This window comes from Mesorhizobium sp. BR115XR7A, from assembly GCF_020165315.1.
Taxonomy (GTDB): Bacteria; Pseudomonadota; Alphaproteobacteria; order Rhizobiales; family Rhizobiaceae; genus Mesorhizobium; species Mesorhizobium australicum.
The window spans coordinates 269,641-292,834 of the sequence record NZ_JAIUHW010000003.1; the positions used below are offsets into that span (position 1 = coordinate 269,641).

Sequence of the window (23,194 nt, forward strand, 5' to 3'; positions counted from 1 at the left end):
GTCAATACAAAGGAACAGGCACTCGCCGTTGCCCATCGGCGCCATCTGATGTCAATGTCGCCGCGACAGCGCGCCATGGGGAGATGGCGCACCGCCAGGGAGGATTTTCATGACCAAGCAGCAAGCCGGCTTGCCGCGCTATGACGATGCCGTTGCAAGCTTTCGTATCGAGGATGAGATCGCGAGACTGCAGGGCGACCCCGCGACCGGCATCAACGCCTATGTCGAATGCTGCGGCCGGCACACCGGCGGAAACCGCCTGGCCCTGCGCGCCATCTCTGCCGGGGCCGAACTCAGCGAATTCAGCTTCGAGGATCTCGCCGACATGTCGGGCCGCGTCGGCACTCTGCTGAAGGAGTTGGGCGTCGGCCCCGGCGATGTCGTGGCCGGCATGCTGCCGCGCATCCCCGAACTGGTGGCGCTGATCCTCGGCGCCTGGCGCATCGGCGCGGTCTACCAGCCGCTGTTCACGGCCTTCGGCCCGAAGGCGATCGAACACCGGCTCGGCTACAGCGGCGCCAGGCTGGTGATGACCAATCCGGCCAATCGCGGCAAGCTCGACGAGGTCGCGAACCCTCCGAAAATCGCCACCATCCTCGGTGCTGGCGACGCCCTGCCCCCGGGCGACATCGATTTCCGCGCCGCCCTTGCCGCCGCCTCACCCAACTGCGACCCGGTGATGCGCAAGGGCGAAGACCTGTTCATGATGATGTCGACCTCGGGCACCACCGGCCTGCCGAAGGGCGTGCCGGTGCCGCTCAACGCGCTGCTCGCCTTCGGCGCCTATATGCGCGACGCGATCGGCCTGCGCCCAGACGACATCTTCTGGAACATCGCCGATCCGGGTTGGGCCTATGGCCTCTACTACGCCATCACGGGACCCCTGCTGCTCGGCATCGCCACGACCTTCAACGAGGGCGCCTTCACCGCCAAAAACACCTATGATGTCATCGAGCGGCTTGGCGTCACCAGCCTTGCCGGCTCGCCCACCGCCTTCCGCCTGCTGCTCGCCGAAGGTCCCGACGCCGCCGCGCGTGCAAAAGGCCGGCTGCGTGTGGTGAGCAGCGCCGGCGAGCCGCTCAACCCGGAAGTGATCCGCTGGTTCGACGCCCATCTCGCCGCGCCCATCCACGACCATTACGGCCAGACCGAGAACGGCATGATGGTCAACAACCATCACGGCCTGGCGCACCCTGTCCGCGCCGGCTCGGCGGGCTTTGCCATGCCGGGCTATCGCATGGTGGTGCTGGACGAGGCCGGCAACGAGCTCGGCCCCAACCAGCCCGGCATCCTCGCCGTCGACATCGCCAACTCGCCGTTGCGCTGGTTCGACGGCTACCACCAGGCCGAAACGCCGGCCATATCGGGCGGCTACTACCGCACCGGCGACACGGTGGAATACGAGCCGGACGGCTCGGTCTCCTTCATCGGCCGCGCCGACGACGTCATCACCTCGTCAGGCTACCGCATCGGCCCCTTCGACGTCGAAAGCGCGCTGATCGAACATCCCGCCGTCAACGAGGCGGCGGTGGTCGGCGTACCCGACCCGCAGCGCACCGAGATCGTCAAGGCCTTCGTCATCCTGGCGCCCGCCTACGAGGGCAGCCCGGAACTCGCCGAAGAACTGGCGCAACATGTCCGCAAACGCCTCTCGGCCCATGCCTATCCGCGCGAGATCGACTTCGTCGGGGAATTGCCGAAGACCCCTAGCGGCAAGATCCAACGGTTCTTGTTGCGCAAGGCTGAGGTGGAGAAAAGGAACGGGTGAAGGGCGGCGGGAAGATTGGAGTCGGTCCTGCGCCAATTGCTGAGACCTGCGCATTGGAGGCAAAGTTGAGTGCGGGCGATAGGCGCCACCGGTAAGGGCACGTCATGACGGAGCATCGAATCTATTCCACAAGCTTTGCCAGCGTCTATCCGCACTATGTCGCCAAGGCGCAAAGGAAAGGACGCACCAGAGCCGAGGTCGATGAGATCATCCGCTGGCTGACGGGCTACACCGAGAAAGAACTCGACGCCGAACTGGAGAAGAAAACCAGCTTCGAGGATTTCTTTGGTCAGGCCCCTCGACTGAATCCTTTGCGGAATTTGATTACAGGGGTGGTCTGCGGCGTCCGCGTGGAAGATATTGAGGATCCACGGATGAAGGAAATTCGCTACCTCGATAAGCTGATCGACGAGCTTGCGAAGGGGAAAGCGATGGAGAAGATACTCCGGAAATGAGGCGAGAGGCTCGAGCGCGCGATATCATCGACCGGGCGCACGGGCGCCAACGCTAATCACGCCTCCTCACACCGCGATCTGCAGGGTCCCGTGGCGCTTCACCTCAGCCTCTATCTCCCGCACCAGCGTCTCCAGCGCGGGATTGCGGACGTTGCGGGCGCGGCGAATGACGTAGGCGAGGTCCGGAGGCTTGGGGAACGACTTGTCGACGATCTCCATGCCGGGCCGCAGATGGCGCTGGCTGAGCAGCGCCACGCCGAGGCCGGAGGTCACGCCGGCGATGATGCCGGCCGCGCTCGAACATTCGAACACGATCTCGAACACCGTTCCCTCGTCCTGGCCGAGATCGAGGCCCCAACGGCGATAGAAGCAGTTCTCGTCGAAGGATAGGAACGGCACCGGGTCGCCTTTCCCAAGGGTCAGCTCGGGCGACTTCACCCAATGCAGGGTCTCGCGGAACAGCAGGACATCGGTGGGGCGGACGTCGTGCTGGAACACCTGGATGATGGCCGCGTCGAGCGCGCCCTCGCCCAACAGCTTCTGCAAGGCCAGGCTCATGCGCACCTGCGTGCGCACGCTCACCTCGGGGTACAGCCGGCGAAACCGGCCAAGGATGCGCGAAAGGTCCGTGCAGGTCGTATCCTCGGTCATCCCCAAAGCGATCTTGCCTTGCAGCGTGCTCTTCGACAGGCTCAGGATCGCCTCGTCATGGATGCCCAGGATGCGCCTGGCATAGCCCAGCAGATCCTGCCCTGAGCTGGTGAACATCGGCGCATTCGCCTTGCGGCTGAGGATTTCGCAGTCGAGACTTGCTTCCAGCCGCCTGATCTTGTGGCTGACGGCCGATTGCGACAGACCCAGCATCTCCGCCGCCCGGGTAACACCGCCATGTTTCTCGATCGCCACCATCGCCCGCAAGGCATCGACATCCAGGCGGCGGCTCATCACTCCAGCCATGACAATCCTCGTTTGAAACGAAAGCAGCGCTTCGAGGGTTCGGCAGAGAACGGGCTTTGAGGTCAATCATATATGCCACATCTCGCGCCTATTTCATGGATATATCGAAATTTGTCATGTGCAAAGGCGCTTGCGCGCCGCCATAAATCCCGCATTCGAGATCGGCCGTGATCCGCTGGCGAACCCGCTTCGACGAAGAGACTGCATGACGCTCCCGAAACCTCCGTCCCGTCGCCTGGCCTGGCCGCTTCTGGCGGCAGCCCTGGTCGTAAGCTGGAGCTCGGGCTTTGTCGGCATCCGTTACGCCAGCGAGAGCGCCGACGTCATGCTGGTGCTGTTCTGGCGAACCCTGATGTCAGGGCTGGTCCTCCTGCCCTTCGCGCTCATGGTCGGGCCGCGCATCGGCGTCCAGGCGCTGCTCCAGCAAATGGCGTTCGGCGTTGCGATGATGTTCCTCTATCTCGGCGGCTTCGCGCTTGCCATCGGCCAGCGCGTGCCGACCGGCCTGGTCGCGCTGATCTCGGACCTCGTCCCCCTCGCCATCGCGGCACTATCGCAGCCCGTTCTCGGCCACCGGCTGACATCGAGGCAGTGGACCGGAACGGCTCTCGGCGTGCTCGGCGTGCTGGTCGTTTCGCTGAACAGCCTCAGTCTCGGCACCGCGCCGGCCTGGGCGTACGTGGTCACGATCGCTTCCATGATGGTCTTCGCGCTGGCGACCGTGCTGCAGAAGCGGATGGGGACGATCAACATGCCCATCCACCAGAGCCTGTGCATCCAATGCCTGACGGCGGCGCTGTTTTTTGCCGCTTGCGCCGAATGGAAAGGCGGGCTGATGCCGCCCCTTGATGGCCGGTTCGAGTTCGGCATCGCCTGGCTGGTGCTGTTTTCGACCTTCTTCTGCTACGGCGTCTATTATGCGAGCCTGCGCCTCCACAGCGCCGCGCAGGTCAGCAGCGTGATCTATCTCAGCCCGCCGGTGACGATGCTTTGGGCCTGGCTGCTCTTCGGCGAGCCGCTTTCGGCGGCGATGGTCCTCGGCCTCGCGGTGACGCTGTTCGGCGTCTGGCTGACATCGTCGGGTGGCACCATATCGAAGGGCGAGGCAGGTTTGCGCCCAGCCGGGCAGCCGGCCGATTGATCGCGATCCACGCAAACGCCAGCCAATTATCCAACTCAAGGGAGTGAACCATGAAGCTGACTGATTTCAAGGCCTTGACCTTCGATTGCTACGGCACGCTAATCGATTGGGAATCCGGCATGATCGACGCCCTGAAGCCGCTGACCGGGCGGGTTGGCCGCGGCCTCGGCCGCGACGAGATCCTGCAGGCGCATGCCAGGCACGAATCCAGCCAGCAGGACTGGACGCCGCAAAAGCGCTACTGCGACCTTCTGGCTGTCGTCTACAAGCGGCTCGCCGAGGAATGGGGCGTCGTGACCACGCCGGAGGAATGCATCGCCTATGGCCAAAGCGTGAAGGACTGGCCGGCCTTTGCCGATACAGCCGCCGCCTTGCAATACCTCAAGCAGCACTACAAGCTCGTCATCCTCTCCAACGTCGACAACACCAGCTTCTCCTTCAGCAACAGGAAGCTCGGCGTCGATTTCGATGCGATCTACACGGCGGAGGACATCGGCTCCTACAAGCCGTCGCCCCGGAATTTCGACTATATGCTGGAAAAACTGGCGACGCTCGGGATCGGCGACAAGCAAGTCCTGCACACGGCCGAAAGCCTGTTTCATGACCATGCCGTGACCAACCGCCTGGGCCTTAAATCGTGCTGGATCCACCGCCGGCATGCCGATCAGGGTTTCGGCGCCACGATGGATCCCGGCGAGATGCCGAAGGTGGACTTCCGCTTCGACAGCATGGCCGACCTCGCCAAGGCGCATCGGGAGGAATTGCACGGCTGATGGAAGGCCATCCCTCGAGCTGAAACCAGAACTCGCCTGAGCGCCATCAACTCTTTTTACGGGCGGCGCCGCGCTTTTCGGCGGAAGTGCCGGAACCCCACAAGGCGCGGCCGAGCAAGCCCCTGCGTTTGCGCGGGGCGAGGTCGATATCGCTGACCAGCTTGGCGCCACCCTTGCGCCGCTCGAGCGTGATCTTGCGGCTGTGGAAGGCCTCCAGCTCGGCGCGGTGCGCCACGCTCAAGATGGTCACATTAGGCAATTCGTGGATGATGGTCTCCATCATCCTGTCCTGGCTCTTCTCGTCGAGTGCCGCCGTCGCCTCGTCCAGCACGATGATATCGGGCGCGTGCAGGAGCAGCCGCGCGAAGGCCAGGCGCTGCTTCTCGCCGCCCGACAGGGTCTGGTCCCACGGCGCGTCTTCCTCGATCCGGTCGCCAAGATGACCGAGCCCAACCTTGTCGAGGGCAGCCCTGATCTGCGGGATCGTCCAATCCTCGGCGGCGCCTGGATAGGCAGCGGCCCGGCGCAGCGTGCCCGAGGGGATGTAGGGGCGCTGCGGCAGCATGAACATGCGCTTGCCCGGGTGGAAATCGACGCTGCCGCCGCCCCACGGCCACAAGCCCGCTATCGCCCGCACCAGCGTGCTCTTGCCCGAACCGGATTCGCCGGCCACCAGCAGCCGCTCGCCCGGCTGGATCACCACCTCGGTTTCCTTGACCACGGCGGTGCCGTCATCGAGCGACACGGACAGATTGTTGAGGTTGAGCATCGTGTCGTCCTTGGTCTCGCCGCGATTGATGCGTCCGAGCGCGTCGCTCTCTTCCGCGCGCTCGAGCCCATCCAGCGACATCATCAGCGAGGCGATGCGCCGTGCCGAGGCGTTCCAGTCGGCCAGGCGCGGGTAATTGTCGACCAGCCATCCGAACGCGCCCTGCACGATGGCAAAGGCGGATGCCGCCTGCATGACCTGCCCAAGCGACATCGAGCCGTCGAGGAATTTTGGCGCGCACAAAAGCACCGGCACCACCGGCGCGAACAGGCTCGATCCCTGCGAGACCAGCGCCGTGCGCATGTGCTGGCCAGCAAGCATCGCCCACTTCCCCAGCACGCCGGCGAAGGTCCTGTCGATGCCGCTGCGCTCCTCCTCCTCGCCGCCGAGCAGGGCGATGCTCTCGCCGTTTTCGCGCACGCGCATCAGCGTGTAGCGAAATTCCGCTTCCGCCTGGTTCTTCTGCTCGGAGAGTTCGACGAAATGCCGGCCGATGACCACCATCGAGGTGGAGGTGATGCCGGCATAGATGACCGCGGTGATGACGAGAAAGCCCGGAATGGTGACGGTCGAGGAGCCGATCGGCAGCGTCAGCGCGCCGCCGATGGTCCACAAGACGACGATGAAGGTCGAGGCCGCCAGGAACGCGTTGAGCACGCCGGAGACGAAATCGACAGGCGATTCGGTGGCGATCCGCAAATCGTCGGCGATGCGGGCTTCCGGGTTCTGGTGATCGCCGCTGACGAGATTGAGCTGGTAGTAGCGGCCGTTGGTGAGCCAGCGGCCGATGATGGATGTAGTGAGCCAGGAGCGCCAGCGGCGCTGGATCGTCATGCGCAGATAGACCTGCGCAACGACAAGGCTGACGCTTCCAAGCACCAGCGGCACGAACACGGCGCTCAGGAAATAGACGGTCGGCGCATTGCGCTGCTCGATGGCGTCGAAGATCGAGCGGTTCCAGACATTGATCCCGTACTGGAAGCCGACATTGACGCAGATCAGGATCAGGAGCGCGATCGTGCATGGCCAGGCGAGCTTGTCGCCCCGCCGGCTCCAATAGCCGCGCGCGCTGATCCAGAAGCGCTTCAGCAGGTATTTCTTGCGCGCCTGTTCGGCCTGTTCGGGGCTCAGCTGCGGATCAGGTTCCACCGCCGCTGGCGGCGGCGCCGCCTCGCCGACGACCTCGGATGCGGCCTCGACATCGGGTACCTTCTCCCGGCGGGGCTTCCTGGCACCGTTTGGCTTGGCGCCGCCGGCCGGCCTCTGTTTGGGTTTGATGTCTGCCACAACGGCCATAACGGCCTGGGTATCGGAAGGTTTCATCATGAGGGCTTGCGACCTTGCCAGGGCTGTCCTGGTGCCCCGATATCCGCCACGTCTCGCCATGAGTTCACCGCCGCACAATCGCCACCAAGCCACGCGAAGAGCTTGTAAAACGGAGGTTTTCACGATGCGTCTGGTCTGGACTTTGGTGTTCGCGCTGGCGAGCGGTGCGGCGTATGCGGCTTCGCCGGAGGACGACTACATCGCCGCGCGCGACAAGGCGATCGCGGCCATCGCCGCGATGGAAAGCGCGAACGCTCCCGTGGAAACGCTCGACGCCGCCAATGAGAAGGCCCGCGCCGATCTCGAACAGCGCCTTTCGACGCTTCTTGGACCTTTCACGGTCAAGGGTTTTCCGGCGGCCGGCAGGATCAATATCGAAAGCCTCAGTTCCTCCGATGTCGGCTTCGGCATGCTGGACGGGCTGCGTCACGGCACCGAGGACGGCCCCAGCATCGTCGCGTCGACACGCGGGCTGGTCGAGCGCTGGCTGCAATCGCGTGCGGCGGAGACGGACGCCGATCTCAAACTGCCCACCAGCTTCGACGCGGCGCTGAAGCTCGATGCGTTCTACACCCAGGCCATCGGCAGCGACGCCGCTTTCACAGGCACGCTCGACTTCACCCTGAAGACGCCCGACGGCGCCGACATGGCGATCGCCCGCCTTGGCGGCTGGGCACAGGATGTCGGACCTAACTACGACCAGGAAATCGTCGTCACGCTGGTCAAGGGCAACAGTGTCATGATCGCCGAGGCGCCCGCGACACCGCCCGTCCCAAGGATCGCGGCCTGCGACGCGGTGTGGACCGCGGCTGACGCCGCCGCCCAGAAACTGGTCAAGCAGGCCACCGACGACAGCGACGAAAATACATCCGATGCCGCCGACGCCGCCTGGGCAAAAGGCGACAGCGACTTCCGCGCCTGCATGGGCAAGAACCTGCGCGACAACCCGGCCTTCCCCACGCTGCTTGCCCAGGCGCAGACGCTTGCCGACCAGATGGCTGGGAAGTAGGGCGCGCAAGGCGGACGCGGCGCCGACGCTGCCAATCTCCCCCTCGGGGGGAAAGATTGGCTGTTTCGTCGTCAGCACCGTTTCCACCCCTTGCGGCCTCCGCACCCCATCACGATATTGCCGGCGCGCTGGTCTTGCTGACGGCAGTTGCCAGCACCGTTGAAAATTGATGAAAGGAAGTCCCGATCGCGCATGGCGCGACGGGCGGAGGAAAGCGTGGGAAACCCGGAATGACGACAGACACGAAAGCGACGGAAACCAAGGCATTCGAGGCGGATGTTTCGCGGCTGCTGCACATGATGGTGCATTCGGTCTATTCCGATAAGGACGTCTTCCTGCGCGAACTGATTTCCAACGCCGCCGACGCCTGCGAGAAGCTGCGCTTCGAGGCCGTCAGTCGCCCCGAATTGCTGGCCGACGATCCGAAGCCCCGCATCTCGATTGCAGCCGATCCCGACGGCAAGCTGATCACCGTCGAGGACAACGGCATCGGCATGAGCCGCGACGACATGACGGAGGCGCTGGGCACGATCGCGCGCTCGGGCACGCGCGCTTTCATCGAGCGCGTCGGCGCCGGCAATTCGAGCGAGGACACGCAGCTGATCGGCCAGTTCGGCGTCGGCTTCTACTCCGCCTTCATGGTCGCGACCCGCGTCGACGTCATCAGCCGCCTGGCGGGAAGCGAAGAAGCCTGGCGCTGGTCGTCCGACGGCAAGGGTTCCTACGAGATCGCGCCCGCCCCGCTCGAAGCCGCCCCCAAGCGCGGCACCCGCGTCGTGCTGCATCTGATGGACGACGCCGTGTCCTACACCGGATCCTATCGGCTCGAGCAACTGGCCAAGTCGCAGTCGGGCCATGTGCCGGTGCCGATCACGCTCATCGAGAAGCCCGGTGCCGAGGCGCGCGACATTGCCGATGGGACGGCCCTTTGGGTCAGGCCGAAAAGCGAGATCAAGCCCGAGGAATACACCGACTTTTACCGCGGCGTCTCCGGCCAGTATGACGAGCCGGCCGCCACCGTCCATTTCCGCGCCGAGGGCCGGCAGGAATATAGCGTGCTGGCCTTCGTGCCCGGCTCGCGTCCCTTCGATCTGTTCGACCAGGACCGGAAGGGCCGCATGAAGCTCTATGTGCGCCGCGTCTTCATCACCGACGATGCCGATCTGTTGCCGCGCTACCTGCGCTTCATGCGCGGGCTGGTCGATTCCGCCGACCTGCCGCTCAACGTCTCGCGCGAGATGATCCAGGAAAGCCCGCTGCTTGCCGCGATCCGCAAGGGCCTGACCAACCGCGTGCTTGGCGATCTCGCCAAGCTGGCGGAGAACGAGACCGAGGCCTATGCGAAAATCTGGGAAAACTTCGGCGTCGTCCTCAAGGAAGGGCTCTACGAGGACCATGAGCGGCGCGAGCAGCTCCTGAAGCTCGCCCGCTTCCGCTCAACCGCCTCCGGCGAAGGCTGGCGCGGCCTTGCCGACTACGTCTCGGCGATGAAGGAAGGGCAGAAGGCGATCTTCTTCATGGCCGGCGACGACCGTGCACGGCTCGAAGCCTCGCCGCAGCTCGAAGGCTTCAAGGCACGCGGCATCGAGGTGCTGCTGCTCACCGACCCGGTCGACAGTTTCTGGACGTCGATGGCGCCCGAATTCGACGGCAAGGCGTTCAAGTCGGTGACGCAGGGCGTGGCCGAACTTTCCGAGATCCCGCTGCTCGACGAGGCGAACAAGCCGGATGCGGCGGCGACGCCCGAAGTCGATGGCTTCCTGGCCTTCGTCAAGGCGGCGCTTGGCGATGCCGTGTCGGACGTGAAGGCCTCCGACCGGCTGACGGAAAGCGCGGTCTGCCTAGTGGCGCCCGAACACGGTCCCGACCGCCAGTTCGAGCGGCTGCTGAACGCCGCCGGCCGCCTCGACAAGACAGCCAAACCGATCCTCGAGATCAACCCCCGCCACCAGCGCGTCCTGGCGCTCGCCAGTCTCGGCGACGACGAACAGGCCTTCAAGGACGACGCCGCCCACCTCCTCTACGACGAGGCGCGCGTGCTCGACGGCGACAAGCCGGCCGACGCCAGGGCGTTTTCGGAGCGCCTCGCCCGGCTGATCGCGCGCGGTATTTCGAAGGGCTGAGGAGACGCCGGCCAGCCGTTCCCGACGTGTGGTCGAACGGGGTTGCGTGGCGACCCCGTCTCCCGACAAATTTCGGCATCTCTCGCACCCGGCGACACTGAAGTCCGCTGGCTCAATCGCCGACTGTGGACATCGCGCCTGCAATCCCTCAATCTTGGCCCGGGAACAAAACAGGCGCTTCAAAGAGAGCGCACCGGGTGCTCATGGAACGACGATGGACATTGTATGATCCACGGCTGGCCTGGATGCTGGTCGCGCCGGTGCTCTTGCTGCTAACCTTTTTCCTGGTGCTGCCGATCGCCGTGATGGCCGGCTATACCTTCTTCACCTTTGTCACCGCCGGCGTGGAAACGAGCGCGCTGACGACCGCGAACTGGCACGAATTCCTCACCGACAGCTACTATCACGGCTTCCTCCTGAAGACGCTGAGGGTCGGAGCCATGACGGCGCTGCTGTGCGGCGTGCTCGGCTACTTCCCCGCCTATTTCATCTGGGCCACGACCTTCAAGCACAAATGGCTGTTGCTGCTTTTGCTGATCGTGCCGTTCTGGATCAGTTTCACCATCCGCACCTTCTCCTGGATCAACATCCTGGGGGAACAGGGCGTCATCAACGTCGCGCTGCTCAAAATGGGCATCATCCATGAGCCGCTGCAGATGCTCTACAATGAAGGCGCGGTCATTCTGGGCATGCTGCACTTCCTGCTGCCCTACATGATCCTCAACGTCTATGTCAGCCTGGAGAGCATTGATCGCACGTTGATTTCGGCGGCCCGCTCGATGGGCTGCACGAGCGCGCAGGCGTTCCGCGAGGTCACGCTGCCGCTGTCGCTGCCCGGCCTGGCGGCGGGCCTGCTGCTTTGCTTCGTGCTGGCCGCCGGCAGCTATGTCACGCCGCAGCTTCTCGGATCGGGCCGCGACGCGCTGTTCGGCAACCTGATCTACGACACCATCATGGGCGAGTTGAACTGGCCGATGGGGGCCACGCTTTCGATCGTACTGTTCATCGTGCTCGGCTTCTTCGCCGCCGTCTACACGCGCTACATGGGCATGTCGCAGATCGTCAAAGGGCTTGGCGGATGACGGGGCTTGCAGGATGAGGGGAACACGGCGCAGGCAGGAAGGCAGATGGGCCTGGCGGCTGACCGGCTTTGTCACGGTCTGCGTCTACATCTTCATGTTCGCGCCGATCGTGGCGACAGTGGTCCTGTCGTTCAACGCCTCGATGTTCGGCGGCTTCCCGATGACCGGCTTCAGCCTGCAATGGTACGGCAAGCTGATGGCCAACGAGGCGGTGCTGGCTGCCTTTCGAACATCCTTGTGGATCGCATTGGTCACCGCCATCGTCACCACCGCCATCGGCGTCACCACGGCGTTTGCCTTGGTCCGCTTCGAATTTCGCGGCAAGCAGGCGCTGAGCACGCTGGTGATCCTGCCGGCATTGGTGCCGGAAACCATCCTCGGCGTCGGCCTGCTGGTGCTGATCAAGGCCGTCGACCAGCCGAGGACCATGCTGCTCCTGGTGCTTGGCCATATCCTGCTCGCCGTGCCCTATGTGGTGCTGATCGCCCAGGCGCGCATGATCGGCATCCGGCGCGTCTACGAGGAGGCCGCACTGTCGCTTGGCGCCTCTCGCTTCTCGTCCTTCCGCGAGATCACGCTGCCGCTGCTCATCCCGGCCGTTGTCGGCGGCGCCCTGCTCGCCTTCACCATTTCGTTCGACAACACCTCGGCCAGCCTGTTCTGGCGGCCGGCCGGCGTCGAGACCATGCCGACCCAGATCCTTTCCATGCTCAAGATTTCGATCAGCCCGGAGATCAACGCGCTCGGCACCGTGATGATCCTGGTGACCGTCGGCATCCCGCTGATCGGTGGCCTGATCCTGCAAAGCCTGACAAAACTGAGAAGACGTGGCGAACCAAAGGAGGAAATACAATGAAACTCACCACCACCAAGCGGCTGGAACGGCTGCACGATCGATACGCCAATGGCGACCTGAGCCGCCGCACGTTCCTGACGCTGACCGCAGCCGCGGCAGCATCGGCGGGCCTTTCGATGCCCTGGATGGGCCGGGCGCTCGCCGCGGTCCAGGAGGTTCGCTTCGACGGTTGGGGCGGCACGGTGCAGGATGCGATCGACAAGTTCGCCTTCCAGCCCTACACGACCAAGACCAAGATCAAGGTGGTCCAGGGCACGTTCGGCGACGAGGACGAGATCATCACCAAGATCAAGACCGCCAAGCCCGGCGACTACCAGGTCATCCATTCCTCCGGCGTCAACTACTACATCAAATACGTGAACGCCGGCCTGACCTCGGAAATCAACGAGGCCAACATTCCCAACATGGCGAACGTGCTGCAGCCGATGATCGAGCCGTTCCGCAAGCTGACACCAAAGCTCTCCGCCGTGCCCTACGACTACGGCACGACGGGCATCGCCTACAACACCAACGTGATCTCGCCGGAGGAAGCCAAGGAAAAGGGCGCCGGGCTCCTGCTCGACAAGAAATACGCCGGCAAGGTCGGCGGCTATTCCGACATGACGACGCGCGTCTGGTATGCGGCGCTCGCCACCGGGCAGGACCCCAACAACCTCAAGGACATGGACGCCATCTGGGCCAAGGTGCGCGAGACGCGCGACCTCGCCAAGAAGTTCTGGAGTTCCGGCGCGGAGCTGATGGACCTGCTTTCCAAGGGTGAGATCGTGGTGACCGATGCCTGGTCGGGCCGCGTCGCCGCGCTGCAGGACCAGGGCCATCCGATCGGCTATCTCGATCCGGCCGGCTCCTACGCCTGGATGGAGGACATGCTGATCCTCAAGGGCTCGCCCATGGCCGAATGCGAGGAACTCATCAACTTCATGCTCGACCCGGCGACCTCGATCGCGGTGGCCGAAGGCCAGAGCTATCCGCCGTCGCTCGATCCTAACAAGGTCAAGCTGACCGAGAAGATCGAGAAGCTGCCGGCATTCGACAAGACGGGCACGATGAAGTCGCTGACCTTTGCCGATCCGACCTACTGGGCGACCAACGAGGACGCCTGGACCAAGCAGTGGAACAGGATCTCGAAGGGTGCCTGACAGCCAGGAAACGACACTCCATCCCCGGCCTGTTCAGGCCGGGGCAGCCGGCGCGAGCGCGGCCGCCGAGGCGAACAGCCCGGCGGTCGAGTTCCGCGACATCGACATCGCCTACGGCAAGTTCGTCGCGGTGCGCGATTTCTCGCTCTCGATCCGCAAGGGCAGCTTCGTCACCTTGCTCGGGCCTTCGGGTTGCGGCAAGACCACGATCCTGCGCTCCATCGCCGGCCTGGTCGATATTTCGGGCGGCCAAATCATGATCGACGGGCGGCGCGTCGACGACGTCCCGATCTACAAGCGCAACATCGGGCTGGTCTTCCAGAGCTACGCGCTCTTCCCGCACAAGAACGTATTCGACAACGTCGCCTTCGGCCTGAAGTACCGCAACGTGCCGAAGCCCGAGATCGTGCGCAAGGTCGGCAAGGCGCTCGAAATGGTGCGGCTGCCGGGCAGCGAGAAGAAGCTGCCGTCGCAACTGTCAGGCGGGCAGCAGCAGCGCATCGCGCTCGCCCGCGCCATCGTCTTCGAGCCGCAGGTGCTGCTGCTGGATGAGCCGTTGTCGGCGCTGGACGCCAACATGCGCGAGGAGATGCGCGTCGAGATCAAGAAGATCCAGAAGGAAACCGGCATCACCGCCATCTTCGTCACGCACGACCAGGAAGAAGCCCTTTCCATGTCGGATCGCATCGTGGTGATGAACGCGGGCGCGGTGGAGCAGATCGGCACTCCGGAGGAGGTCTACGAGGCGCCGGCGACAGCCTTCGTCGCCGACTTCCTCGGCAAGGCCAACATGCTTGCAGGGACCGTGAGCCGGTCCGGCCAAGGAACGGTAACGGTGGTGCTTGGCACCAGCCAGACGGTCAGCGTGGCTTGTCCAAGGCCGCTTGCCGACGGCAGCAAGGTCACCGTCGTGGTGCGGCCGCAGAAATTTTCGGTCGGTGCTGGAACGAGCGCCAATCGGCTGTCCGGCCGCGTGATCTCGGCCTCCTATCTGGGCGGCAGCGCGATCTACGAGATCGACATCGGCGGCAAGACCAGCCTCCGCGCCAATACACCGATCACTGGCCGCGTGCTTCGCGAAGGCGAGACGATCGAGTTGGGTTTTGCCCCGGACGGCTGCGTGCTGCTGGACGGGGCCGGGAAGCGGATTTCCTGAAGGTCGCGGGCGCTTGGTGCGGTTCAGCCACCATTTGACGCGCCCGTGCCGTCTCGCGCAACAGCCCAGATCCCAGCCGCCTGAAGGCGTGGGGTCTGCAGATCCCCATCGGGGCTCTAAACGCTTGTTTTGCGCAATTCCGGCAGCGCCGGTCTGGTTTCAACTCGCACCGGTCAGTGATCGACTTTGCGGATGTTGCGCTCGGCCGTGGGTGCAAGGCTCCCGGCTCCGGGCACTGAAGCCGGCGCGCCTTGAAGAACCCAATCCGCCGCGATCTGCCCGATCACCGGCGCCAGCTGGATGCCATAGCCGCCGGCGCCGGCGGCGGTGACCAATGCCGGTTCCGAGGCATCGATCGGTCCGACAAGCGGCCGATGATCGGCCGTGACAGGATAAAGGCCGGCCCAGCCACGGCCAAGCCGCGCGCCCGGCAGATCGGGCAGCCGTTCCAGCAGCAGTTCGGCCAGGTGGACCTTCGATTGCTCCTCGCACTGATCGTTGTAATTGTCCGGATCCTCGGGAGCGATGGACGTCACCTTGTGGATCTCGGCAATCAGCGCGCCAGGCTTGTCGTGGCGGAAATTAAGGCCGCTGCCCTCGCCGTCCACGAGGTCCATGACCATCGGCATCGTATAGTCGAGCGGCCTGTCCAGATGGATCACGACCGCCTCATGGCGCTCGGGCCAAATGTGCAGGCGCTGGCCGAAGAGCTCGGCGACCCGCGGCGCCCATGCGCCGCCTGCGTTGACCACGGCATCGCATTCGACCGGATCGCCATTGGTCTCCAGCCTGTAGCCGCCTGGCCGCCTTCCCACCCCGAGGACCTTGCGGTACTGGTGGATGTCGCCGGCCTTTTCGCGGACGATCCGCGCCAGGAAATTGCACATGTCATAGGGATCGAGAAAGCCGTTGTCGGGTCCGAACAAACCGCCTTCGAGCCCGTCGGGGCTAAGGTGGGGAACAAGGTCCCTGAGTTCGTTCGCACGGATCAGGCGCGACTTCAGGCCGGCCCCGCCCTGAATCTCGACTGATTTCGCGAACAGCTCCATCTGCGCGGGCGTGCGCGCGAGCCGAAGATAACCGATGTGGTTGAATTGAAGCCCCTGCCCCTCCCACTGGCGAAACCGGCGGAACGATTGAACGCGAAGCATGATCTCGAACGGATCGGTAAATTGCGACCCGACAACGCCGACCGACCTGCCGCTCGAGCCTGAAGCGATCGACTGCGCTTCCAGCACCGTCACGCGCGCGCCCTGTTCGAGGAGGGTGAGCGCCGTGCATAGGCCCAGCGTGCCCGCACCGATCACCACGACATGGAAGGAAGCTGTCATATAGGGTCACCTGCTTTCAGGCATGATCCCCGATGTTCCAGAGCTCATGCTTCGACAAAGAGATAGGGAGGCGAATCGACCAAACGTCATCCTGATCCACGCTGCGCGGCGATCTCGCCCAGGGTGTCGTCGATCGCATGCAGAATGCTGCGCGCGTCCGCCTGTGTCATGGGCGTCGAGAGCGCGAACAGGCCGTAGCTGGCAGACAGGACGCCGCGGCCGAGCAAGCCCTTGTGGAATGTATCGAACCTCCGGTGCTCGGCATGGCCCGGATAGACGGATCTATAGTCCGTAACCGGATGCGAGGTAAAATGAACCTTGAACAGCGAACCGAGGCCCACGCATTGGCCGGCAAGGCCATGCCTGTCGAACGAGGCGGACACCCCTTCGCGCAGGAATGCGCCCAGTGTATCGAGATGGGCAAAGCTCTCCTTCGTCAGCGCCCGCATCGAGGCGAGCCCGGCCCGCATGGTCACCGGATTGGCGGTGAACGTGCCGCCATGGGGAAGAGCGGGCTTGCCCCTGGTCGGATCGAACACCGCCATGACATCGGCGCGCCCGCCAACGGCGCCCACGGGGAAGCCGCCGCCGATGATCTTTCCGAGCGCGGTCAGGTCGGGCTCGATGCCCCACAACCCCTGCGCGCCCGACCAGCCAAGGCGAAACGAGATGACTTCGTCGAAGACAATCAGGGCCCCGGCCGCCCGGGCGATCTCGACCATTGCGTGCAGATAGTCCCGGCGTGCCGGGATGAGGCCGGCACGATTGGGTATAGGATCGATCAGCACGCCTGCTATGCTGTCGCCCTGGGCGGCGAAGACGGCGCGAAGCGCCTCGATATCGTTGAAGGGCACGGCAATCACATCGTCCAGCACCCCGCGCGGCGTTCCCTTTGCGTAAGGCGTCGAGCTTGGCATGTCGCCCCAATTGGCCGGGGAACTGTCCAGGCTCACCTCGGCGAAATCATACGACCCGTGGTAGGCGCCTTCGATCTTGACGATCTTCGGCCGCCCGGTGAAGGCGCGCGCGGCCTTGATGGCCATCATCACCCCCTCCGTGCCGGAGTTGGTGAAGCGAATCCGGTCGACGGAGGGCAGCCGGTCGACGAGAAGCTCGGCAAGCTCGATCTCGCTGAGCGTCGGGGCGCCGAAGGCCGTGCCGAACGGCAGTTGCTCGACCACGGCGGCAGCGACATCGGGATGCGTGTAGCCATGGATCATCGAGGTGAAATTGTTGATGCAGTCATAGTAGACGTTGCCGTCGACATCCCAGACCCTGCACCCCTCGCCTCGCGCGGCATAGATCGGAAACGGATCGACAAAGACGGTGGTGCGCGTATTGCCGCCCGGCATCACCTTCTTGGCGCGCTCGAAGAGGCTCTTTGATCCAGGCATGGCGTCGGGATAATGCGGCATGGCTCTCGCTGGCGAATTTGACCGTCAATGCGGCGGCGGCACCGCCGCTCGTCGCAATGCTATGGCCAGCTTCTGCACCGACGCAATCGGCCAGGCGGAGTATGCGACACGACCAGGCCGTCACTGACCATTATCCTCCCGCCGCCACTGCCCGGTTCGGATGCCTGAGGTGGGTTGGCGTGATGCCGGTCTGCTGGCGGAACACACGGCTGAAATGGCCGGCATTGGTGAAGCCGCAGCGGTAGGCGATGTCGCCGATCTGCAAGTCGCTGCCTTCCAGCAGCGACTTCGCATGATGCACCCTGAGCGCCAGATATGCCGCCATCGGGCCGATTCCCAGTTCCAACCCGAAGAGCCGTTCGAGCTGGCGCCGCGAGCAGTTCAGGCGGCTTGCGATCTCGGCCACCGACAGCGTCTCCTGCAGGTTGCTCTCCATCAACAGCAAGGCCCGCTTCACCGCCCGGCTCGACGCCGCCGGAAACAGGTCGCCGACGGGCTGCACGTCGCGGCTGCTCCTGATCCGGTCGAGCACCAGGATCTTGGCGGCCTTCTCGGCCGCCTTCTGGCCGATGAACTGGGACACGAAATGGCCCGCGAGGTCGGCGGCACCCGTGCCGCCCGCGCATGTCGCGCGGCCCCGGTCGACGGTAAAAAGGCTGTCGGCATGCGCGTTGACCTCCGGGAACCGGCTGCGGAAATCCTTGATGTGGAACCAGCTGACGGCAGCGCTGTAGCCGTCGAGCAACCCGTAGCGCGCCAGCACGAAGCTTCCCGTGCAGAGCGCCGTCAGCGGCACTCCCTTGCCGGCGGCACGCAAAAGAAACGCCTCCTTCTCGGAACTCAGGCTGCGGTTTGTGTCGAGCAGGCCGCCGACCACGACCACGTTATCGAAATCCTCGGGGTTGCCGATCCCCCCGGTCGGCAGCAATTCGACGCCGCAACTTGCCCGGATCGGCAGGCCGCGTTCGCCGACGATCTCCCAGTCGAACTCTATCCTGCGGCTGCGGTCGCCCTCATCGCCCGCCAGCCGCAGCGTGTCGATGAACAACGATAGCGGCGACAGCGTGAAGTCGCGAACGAGGAGAAACGCAAAACGCCTGGCCATTGTTGTTCGGAACCGTCCTCGTGCCCTCTGATTGCACCCTGCTGCGCATCAATCGCCACCCCCTTATATAGCCCGTGTCGGAAAAGGCAGAGTTGGTTTGGCAAGCCCAACCCCTTTCGCCAGCGAATTCCTTTCGCCGGGAAAGTTCTGGTCTTCGGCTTCGTGCACGAGATCCCCGCGACGAACATCGGACGCTGCCCAAGCGCCCGTCGCGTCCGACATGAAGGCGATCGCAACCCTTCTCGCCGCGCGGGCAAGCGCGATCAGCGCGAGATCAGACGCGGCCTCGAAGTCGAGGACTTCGAGCAGTCGGATGAGCACGACCATCCGCGCCGGCGGTGAGACACTTCGCGCGCGCTGGCTTATTGGCTGCGGTGGCGGCCCCAGGGCCACCGACGCTGATCCGGACCTGGAGGGAGTTGCCAAGGCCGCGGCGCGGTGGTTTGGCGAACCCGAATGAAGCGTGTCCATCGGGCGGCGAATCCAACTGCCCCGCCGATGAAGCCGAACACCCGCCGGGTCCCATGCTAGGGGAACTGATCGAGCCTGATTTCGGTTGTCTGTTGTGCGAACGATCGTTGCACGGTAGGCACCTGACGAGCGAAGATGAGAGATGAAATCTGCAGCCAAGCGGCGCGGTTCCCTGCGGAAGGTCCTAGGTGGCATCGCAGCGGCGATTGCGACCACCCCTGACCGGAGGGCCGAGCAAGGCGCGAGCACCGCGTCAATGGTTGCCGAATGGCCGCTGCCGCCGTCGGCGACGCTTGGCTCCTCCTTGCGCCTGAAAGGGATCGAACGCGAAGTACGGGCCAGGCTGCCCTGGACAGTGAGGAAATTTGCCAAGGCCGAGACCGGCCGCATCGTCTTGCGCATGCTGCAAGCCGACGCGGATGCGTTCCGGGCCGCCTCGGCGACCATCTCCAAGACGCTGGAGGGAATCGAAGCGCTGGCCGTGCTTCCGCGAGAAGCGGAGGACATTCTCACCATCTCGTCGCGCGAGCGGCACAAGTGGCTCAGGGACGGTCGCCTGAAAAGCATCGGCACGCGCACCGTGAAGATGCGCGGGCGATCCAAGGCCGTGACCTTCCATGTCTTCGATCCACGCCACATCGAGGACCTTCTTGATCGTGACCTGGCGACCGCCTGGCGGGAGGAGGACGCGCGGGAAACATCCGAAAACAGGAGGCGCGGAGCCGGCAAGGCCGCGCTGACGCGAGCAGGCAAGCGGACGGGCAACGCCCGCAAGACCAGGAATTCGGGAAAAGACGATGCGCCAAAGCTCGAAGGCTGGGACACGTTCGAGGCGGAAGGATTGCTGCGGTAGAGCAACCCCAGGAAAACGATTTTCCGGCGAGGATCGCGCTCGCGCCCCATTCCCGTCTAGGGATATTGCGCCTTACCGGGGCCGGAAGCGCCGAGACCGCCCTGCAATTCCTTGGGCAGGGGAAGGCTCGAACATTGCAGATGGACGTCGCGGGCGAGCAGCTTTCGCTGCTTCTGCTCGTGCTCCTTGGTGGCCGCTATGATCCCCAATCCATACGGGCCAAGTGCAACGAATTCCCAACCCGGATGCGTTTTTTCGCGGACCGCGTAGTCCGAAGCCGCCGCTCGTACTTGCTGGCATTGCGGCGTCGCCCATTTCTGGTCCTGCTGCGAAAGCGAGGCTCCGTAATCGACTGGAGAGGTCGCGCATCCGGCCATCGTCGCGGCCAATGCGGACGTTGCAAGCCCCACCGCAATTTTCATGCAGAATCCCTTTGCCAACCACCGTGGAGAGTACATGGACGCCTTCATCTCACAAGGGGAGCGTTGCGACCAGAGAGCCCGGCCTCGTTTCCTGGGGGCCGCCCGTCGCCAGATTTGGACCGCAGCTGGGAACCAATGATGGGCGAGACTGTTCAGTTGTAGCTTGATACGACGCTGACATTCTTGCCGGCGGGCAAGGCGGACATCTTCAGGAGTTCCCATCATGACTATTTCGTCCGGATTTCGTTCAATCGCCATTGCCGCGATCGCCGCTGCGGGCGTCAGCCTGGCCAGCGCCGCGCATGCCGACAGCGGTAAAATCCGCTTCTCCGTCTACAAGGCGGCCTTCTTTGTCGGCGGCTCCGGTGGCGAGGGCACGCTGACTTTCCATGGCCGCAAATACCCGATCTCGATCGGCGGCGTCTCGGGCGGCCTCGCCTTCGGGGTCTCCAAGACCTATTTCCAGGGCACCGTGCGCCACATCAAGCGCGTCCGGGATGTGACTGGCGTATACGGCGCCGCCGGCGGCGGCGGCACGCTCGGCAAAGGCGCCCAGGTGATCGTGATGACCAACGACAAGGGCGCCCAGCTTGAACTCACGGGCCGACAGGTAGGCCTGCAGGTCAACGCCGATCTGAGCGGGCTCGCCATCTCGCTGAGATAAGCCTCGTGGCGTGAAGCGCGTCGCCATGACCCTGCGACGCGCTCCGGCGCACATTTTGAAACTGGAAATCAGCTCCTCAACCCCGGCGCTTCCTGTCCAGTGCGTTCGACATATTCCGTATAGCCGCCCCCATAGGTGTGGATGCCTTCTGGCGTCAGTTCGAGCACGCGGTTCGACAGCGCGGCCAGGAAATGCCGGTCGTGCGAGACGAACAGCATCGTGCCTTCATACTGCGACAGCGCCTCGATCAGCATCTGCTTGGTGGTGATGTCCAGATGGTTGGTCGGTTCGTCCAGCACCAGGAGGTTGGGCGGGTCGAACAGCATCAGCGCCATCACCAGCCTTGCCTTCTCGCCGCCTGACAGCACCCGGCATTTCTTCTCGATCTCGTCGCCGGAAAAGCCGAAACAGCCGGCAAGTGCCCGAAGCGGCGCCTGGCCGGCCTGCGGAAAATTATCCTCCAGCGTTTGGAACACGGTGCGCTCGCCTTCGAGCAACTCCATGGCGTGCTGGGCGAAATAGCCCATTTTCACACTCGGTCCCCGCGCCACCGTACCGGTATCGGGATCGGAAGCACCGGCCACCAGCTTCAGCAGCGTCGATTTTCCCGCGCCATTGACGCCCATGATGCACCAACGCTCGCGGCGGCGGACCTGGAAGTCGAGCCCTTCATAGATGGTGCGGCTGCCATAGGCCTTGTGCACGTTCTTCAAGGTGACGACGTCCTCGCCGCAGCGCGGCGCCGGCTGGAACTCGAAATTCACCACCTGGCGGCGCTTTGGCGGCTCGACGCGGTCGATTTTGTCTAGCTTCTTCACTCGGCTCTGCACCTGCGCGGCATGCGAGGCACGCGCCTTGAAGCGCTCGATGAAGGCGATCTCCTTGGCCAGCATCGCCTGCTGACGTTCGAACTGAGCCTGCTGCTGCTTGTCGGCGATCGCCCGCTGCTGCTGGTAGAATTCGTAATTGCCGGAATAGGCGGTGAGCGATCCCGCATCGATCTCGACGATCTTGTTGACGATGCGGTTCATGAACTCGCGGTCGTGCGAGGTCATCAGCAGCGCGCCGTCATAGCCTTTCAGGAACTGCTCCAGCCAGATCAGGCTTTCCAGGTCGAGATGGTTCGACGGTTCGTCGAGCAGCATGGCGTCGGGCCGCATCAGCAGGATGCGGGCCAGCGCCACGCGCATCTTCCAGCCGCCCGAGAGTTTGCCGACGTCGCCGTCCATCATCTCCTGGCTGAAGCCCAGACCGTCCAGCACCTCGCGGGCACGCCCGTCCAGCGCATAACCGTCGAGTTCCTCGAAGCGATGCTGCGCCTCGCCATACTTTTCGATGATCTCATCCATCCGGTCGGCCTGGTCGGGGTCGGCCATCGCAGCCTCGAGTTCCGCCATTTCGGCCGCCACGTCGCTCACCGGCCCAGCACCGTTCATCACTTCCGCGACCGCGCTGTGGCCGGCCATGTCGCCGACATCCTGGCTGAAATAGCCGATGGTGACGCCACGATCGACCTGCACCTGGCCCTCGTCAGGCTGCTCCTGGCCGGTGATCATGCGAAACAAGGTCGTCTTGCCGGCGCCGTTCGGCCCGACGAGGCCGATCTTCTCGCCCTTCTGCAGCGTGGCCGACGCCTCGATGAAGACAAGCTGACGGCCGTTCTGTTTGCCGATGTTTTCAAGTCTGATCATGGTGATCCGGGGAGGCTCAAAGGAGATTGGAGGATTTGCCCGCGCCCTTACGCGAATGAAGATGCCAGGGGAAGAGGCAGAAGCGCCGCAGATGCCTGGCGGAGCACGAGGCGCCGATTTCCTCAACTGGCGGAAATCGGCGGTTTGCATGGCTGCTCCTGCCTGCCGGCGTCCATGAAAAATCGGCGGGCGGTCGAAATCCGCCCTTGTCGAACGACTTTGACGCGGTGGCCTGCACGGCCAGACCAGAAACGCCAACAGGACAGGACCATGGCAATGGCCAAGATGCTCGTGATCTACAAAACCCCGGCCGATCCGGCCGCCTTCGACCGCCACTATTTCGACGTTCACATACCACTTGCCAAGAAGCTTCCCGGGCTGCGGCGCTATGATGTCAGCAGGCGGCCCATCGTCAAGCTCTCGGCGGGCGAGATGCCTTGTCTGGTCGGAACATTGTATTTCGACAGCCTCGAAGACATCCGCACCGCCTTCGCCTCGGAAGTCGGCGTCGCCTGCGCCGCCGACCGGCGGCTACTGGCTCCGGGCGACGACGATCTGACGATGCTGTTGTTCGACGCCGACGAGGTGTGATCCCGACCGCCAGAAACACTCCAGAAACAAGATTCAACATCCGGGAAAAACTGAAGAAAACATCGTCGGGCATAACATGCTCGTGGCAACCGGACAG

21 protein-coding genes are annotated in these 23,194 nt (G+C 64.2%); 13 read left to right on the forward strand and 8 right to left on the reverse strand.

Annotated elements, in window-relative coordinates; translation table 11 throughout:
* Nucleotides 1–109: 109 nt before the first annotated feature.
* Together LB557_RS08215 and LB557_RS08220 are read left to right on the forward strand one after the other, a co-directional pair.
* Nucleotides 110–1,768, forward strand: coding sequence for an acyl-CoA synthetase (locus LB557_RS08215; protein ID WP_224642921.1), 1,659 nt, complete (start codon nucleotides 110–112; stop codon nucleotides 1,766–1,768).
* 104 nt (nucleotides 1,769–1,872) lie between these two features.
* A complete protein-coding gene (locus LB557_RS08220; protein WP_015316890.1) occupies nucleotides 1,873–2,223 on the forward strand; it encodes a DUF2200 domain-containing protein in 351 nt (116 codons plus the stop codon).
* Between the two features lie 66 nt (nucleotides 2,224–2,289).
* Here the strand turns inward: LB557_RS08220 and LB557_RS08225 are convergent, their stop codons facing one another.
* On the reverse strand, nucleotides 2,290–3,180 hold the full coding sequence (locus LB557_RS08225) for a LysR family transcriptional regulator (RefSeq protein ID WP_140725165.1): 891 nt from the start codon (nucleotides 3,178–3,180) through the stop codon (nucleotides 2,290–2,292).
* 205 nt (nucleotides 3,181–3,385) lie between these two features.
* On the opposite strand from LB557_RS08225, the gene LB557_RS08230 reads away from it, so the two are divergent.
* Together LB557_RS08230 and LB557_RS08235 are read left to right on the forward strand one after the other, a co-directional pair.
* Complete coding sequence (locus LB557_RS08230; protein ID WP_224642922.1) at nucleotides 3,386–4,321, forward strand: DMT family transporter; 936 nt, start codon at nucleotides 3,386–3,388, stop codon at nucleotides 4,319–4,321.
* 50 nt (nucleotides 4,322–4,371) lie between these two features.
* The gene (locus tag LB557_RS08235) at nucleotides 4,372–5,094 is read left to right on the forward strand and encodes a haloacid dehalogenase type II (protein ID WP_224642923.1); all 723 of its coding nucleotides are present in this window, start codon (nucleotides 4,372–4,374) and stop codon (nucleotides 5,092–5,094) included.
* Nucleotides 5,095–5,140: 46 nt separating this feature from the next.
* Here LB557_RS08235 and LB557_RS08240 read toward each other — a convergent pair whose 3' ends face one another.
* Nucleotides 5,141–7,189, reverse strand: coding sequence for an ABC transporter ATP-binding protein/permease (locus tag LB557_RS08240; protein ID WP_015316886.1), 2,049 nt, complete (start codon nucleotides 7,187–7,189; stop codon nucleotides 5,141–5,143).
* A gap of 124 nt (nucleotides 7,190–7,313) precedes the next feature.
* On the opposite strand from LB557_RS08240, the gene LB557_RS08245 reads away from it, so the two are divergent.
* The 6 genes from LB557_RS08245 to LB557_RS08270 all read left to right on the forward strand — a co-directional run bounded on the left by LB557_RS08245 (nucleotide 7,314) and on the right by LB557_RS08270 (nucleotide 14,554).
* On the forward strand, nucleotides 7,314–8,198 hold the full coding sequence (locus tag LB557_RS08245; protein WP_224642924.1) for a hypothetical protein: 885 nt from the start codon (nucleotides 7,314–7,316) through the stop codon (nucleotides 8,196–8,198).
* A 230-nt stretch (nucleotides 8,199–8,428) separates the two neighbouring features.
* Nucleotides 8,429–10,321 (forward strand): molecular chaperone HtpG, encoded by a 1,893-nt coding sequence (htpG, locus tag LB557_RS08250; protein WP_224713046.1) that lies wholly within the window; start codon nucleotides 8,429–8,431, stop codon nucleotides 10,319–10,321.
* 203 nt (nucleotides 10,322–10,524) lie between these two features.
* Nucleotides 10,525–11,403, forward strand: a complete 879-nt coding sequence (locus LB557_RS08255) for an ABC transporter permease (protein ID WP_140876422.1) — start codon at nucleotides 10,525–10,527, stop codon at nucleotides 11,401–11,403.
* Nucleotides 11,404–11,416: 13 nt separating this feature from the next.
* Nucleotides 11,417–12,259: an ABC transporter permease gene (locus LB557_RS08260; protein ID WP_140617954.1), complete on the forward strand. Its 843-nt coding sequence runs from the start codon at nucleotides 11,417–11,419 to the stop codon at nucleotides 12,257–12,259.
* Entirely contained in the window at nucleotides 12,256–13,398 is a 1,143-nt protein-coding gene (locus tag LB557_RS08265; protein WP_015316881.1) for an ABC transporter substrate-binding protein, read from the forward strand. The genes LB557_RS08260 and LB557_RS08265 overlap by 4 nt, the downstream gene beginning before the upstream one ends.
* Nucleotides 13,391–14,554: an ABC transporter ATP-binding protein gene (locus LB557_RS08270; RefSeq protein ID WP_140617952.1), complete on the forward strand. Its 1,164-nt coding sequence runs from the start codon at nucleotides 13,391–13,393 to the stop codon at nucleotides 14,552–14,554. Before LB557_RS08265 ends, LB557_RS08270 begins: the two co-directional genes overlap by 8 nt.
* A gap of 173 nt (nucleotides 14,555–14,727) precedes the next feature.
* Here LB557_RS08270 and LB557_RS08275 read toward each other — a convergent pair whose 3' ends face one another.
* From LB557_RS08275 to LB557_RS08290, 4 genes are all read right to left on the reverse strand, one after another.
* Nucleotides 14,728–15,885 (reverse strand): NAD(P)/FAD-dependent oxidoreductase, encoded by a 1,158-nt coding sequence (locus tag LB557_RS08275; RefSeq protein WP_224583903.1) that lies wholly within the window; start codon nucleotides 15,883–15,885, stop codon nucleotides 14,728–14,730.
* 86 nt (nucleotides 15,886–15,971) lie between these two features.
* Complete coding sequence (locus LB557_RS08280) at nucleotides 15,972–17,300, reverse strand: aspartate aminotransferase family protein (RefSeq protein WP_224643086.1); 1,329 nt, start codon at nucleotides 17,298–17,300, stop codon at nucleotides 15,972–15,974.
* A 130-nt stretch (nucleotides 17,301–17,430) separates the two neighbouring features.
* Nucleotides 17,431–18,405 (reverse strand): GlxA family transcriptional regulator, encoded by a 975-nt coding sequence (locus LB557_RS08285; protein WP_015316877.1) that lies wholly within the window; start codon nucleotides 18,403–18,405, stop codon nucleotides 17,431–17,433.
* 63 nt (nucleotides 18,406–18,468) lie between these two features.
* Nucleotides 18,469–18,876: a hypothetical protein gene (locus tag LB557_RS08290; protein WP_224643088.1), complete on the reverse strand. Its 408-nt coding sequence runs from the start codon at nucleotides 18,874–18,876 to the stop codon at nucleotides 18,469–18,471.
* Nucleotides 18,877–19,018: 142 nt separating this feature from the next.
* Between LB557_RS08290 and LB557_RS08295 the strand changes: the two genes are divergently transcribed.
* Nucleotides 19,019–19,729: a hypothetical protein gene (locus LB557_RS08295; RefSeq protein WP_224643089.1), complete on the forward strand. Its 711-nt coding sequence runs from the start codon at nucleotides 19,019–19,021 to the stop codon at nucleotides 19,727–19,729.
* Nucleotides 19,730–19,785: 56 nt separating this feature from the next.
* Here the strand turns inward: LB557_RS08295 and LB557_RS08300 are convergent, their stop codons facing one another.
* A complete protein-coding gene (locus LB557_RS08300) occupies nucleotides 19,786–20,151 on the reverse strand; it encodes a hypothetical protein (protein ID WP_224643090.1) in 366 nt (121 codons plus the stop codon).
* A 223-nt stretch (nucleotides 20,152–20,374) separates the two neighbouring features.
* Here LB557_RS08300 and LB557_RS08305 point away from each other — a divergent pair, with 223 nt between their 5' ends.
* Nucleotides 20,375–20,815 carry a hypothetical protein gene (locus LB557_RS08305; RefSeq protein ID WP_140663452.1) on the forward strand — a complete coding sequence of 147 codons (441 nt, stop codon included), beginning with the start codon at nucleotides 20,375–20,377 and terminating at the stop codon, nucleotides 20,813–20,815.
* Between the two features lie 68 nt (nucleotides 20,816–20,883).
* Here LB557_RS08305 and LB557_RS08310 read toward each other — a convergent pair whose 3' ends face one another.
* Complete coding sequence (locus LB557_RS08310) at nucleotides 20,884–22,506, reverse strand: ABC-F family ATP-binding cassette domain-containing protein (protein ID WP_140663454.1); 1,623 nt, start codon at nucleotides 22,504–22,506, stop codon at nucleotides 20,884–20,886.
* 276 nt (nucleotides 22,507–22,782) lie between these two features.
* Between LB557_RS08310 and LB557_RS08315 the strand changes: the two genes are divergently transcribed.
* Nucleotides 22,783–23,097 carry an EthD family reductase gene (locus LB557_RS08315; protein WP_224643091.1) on the forward strand — a complete coding sequence of 105 codons (315 nt, stop codon included), beginning with the start codon at nucleotides 22,783–22,785 and terminating at the stop codon, nucleotides 23,095–23,097.
* The last annotated feature ends 97 nt before the right edge of the window (nucleotides 23,098–23,194 follow it).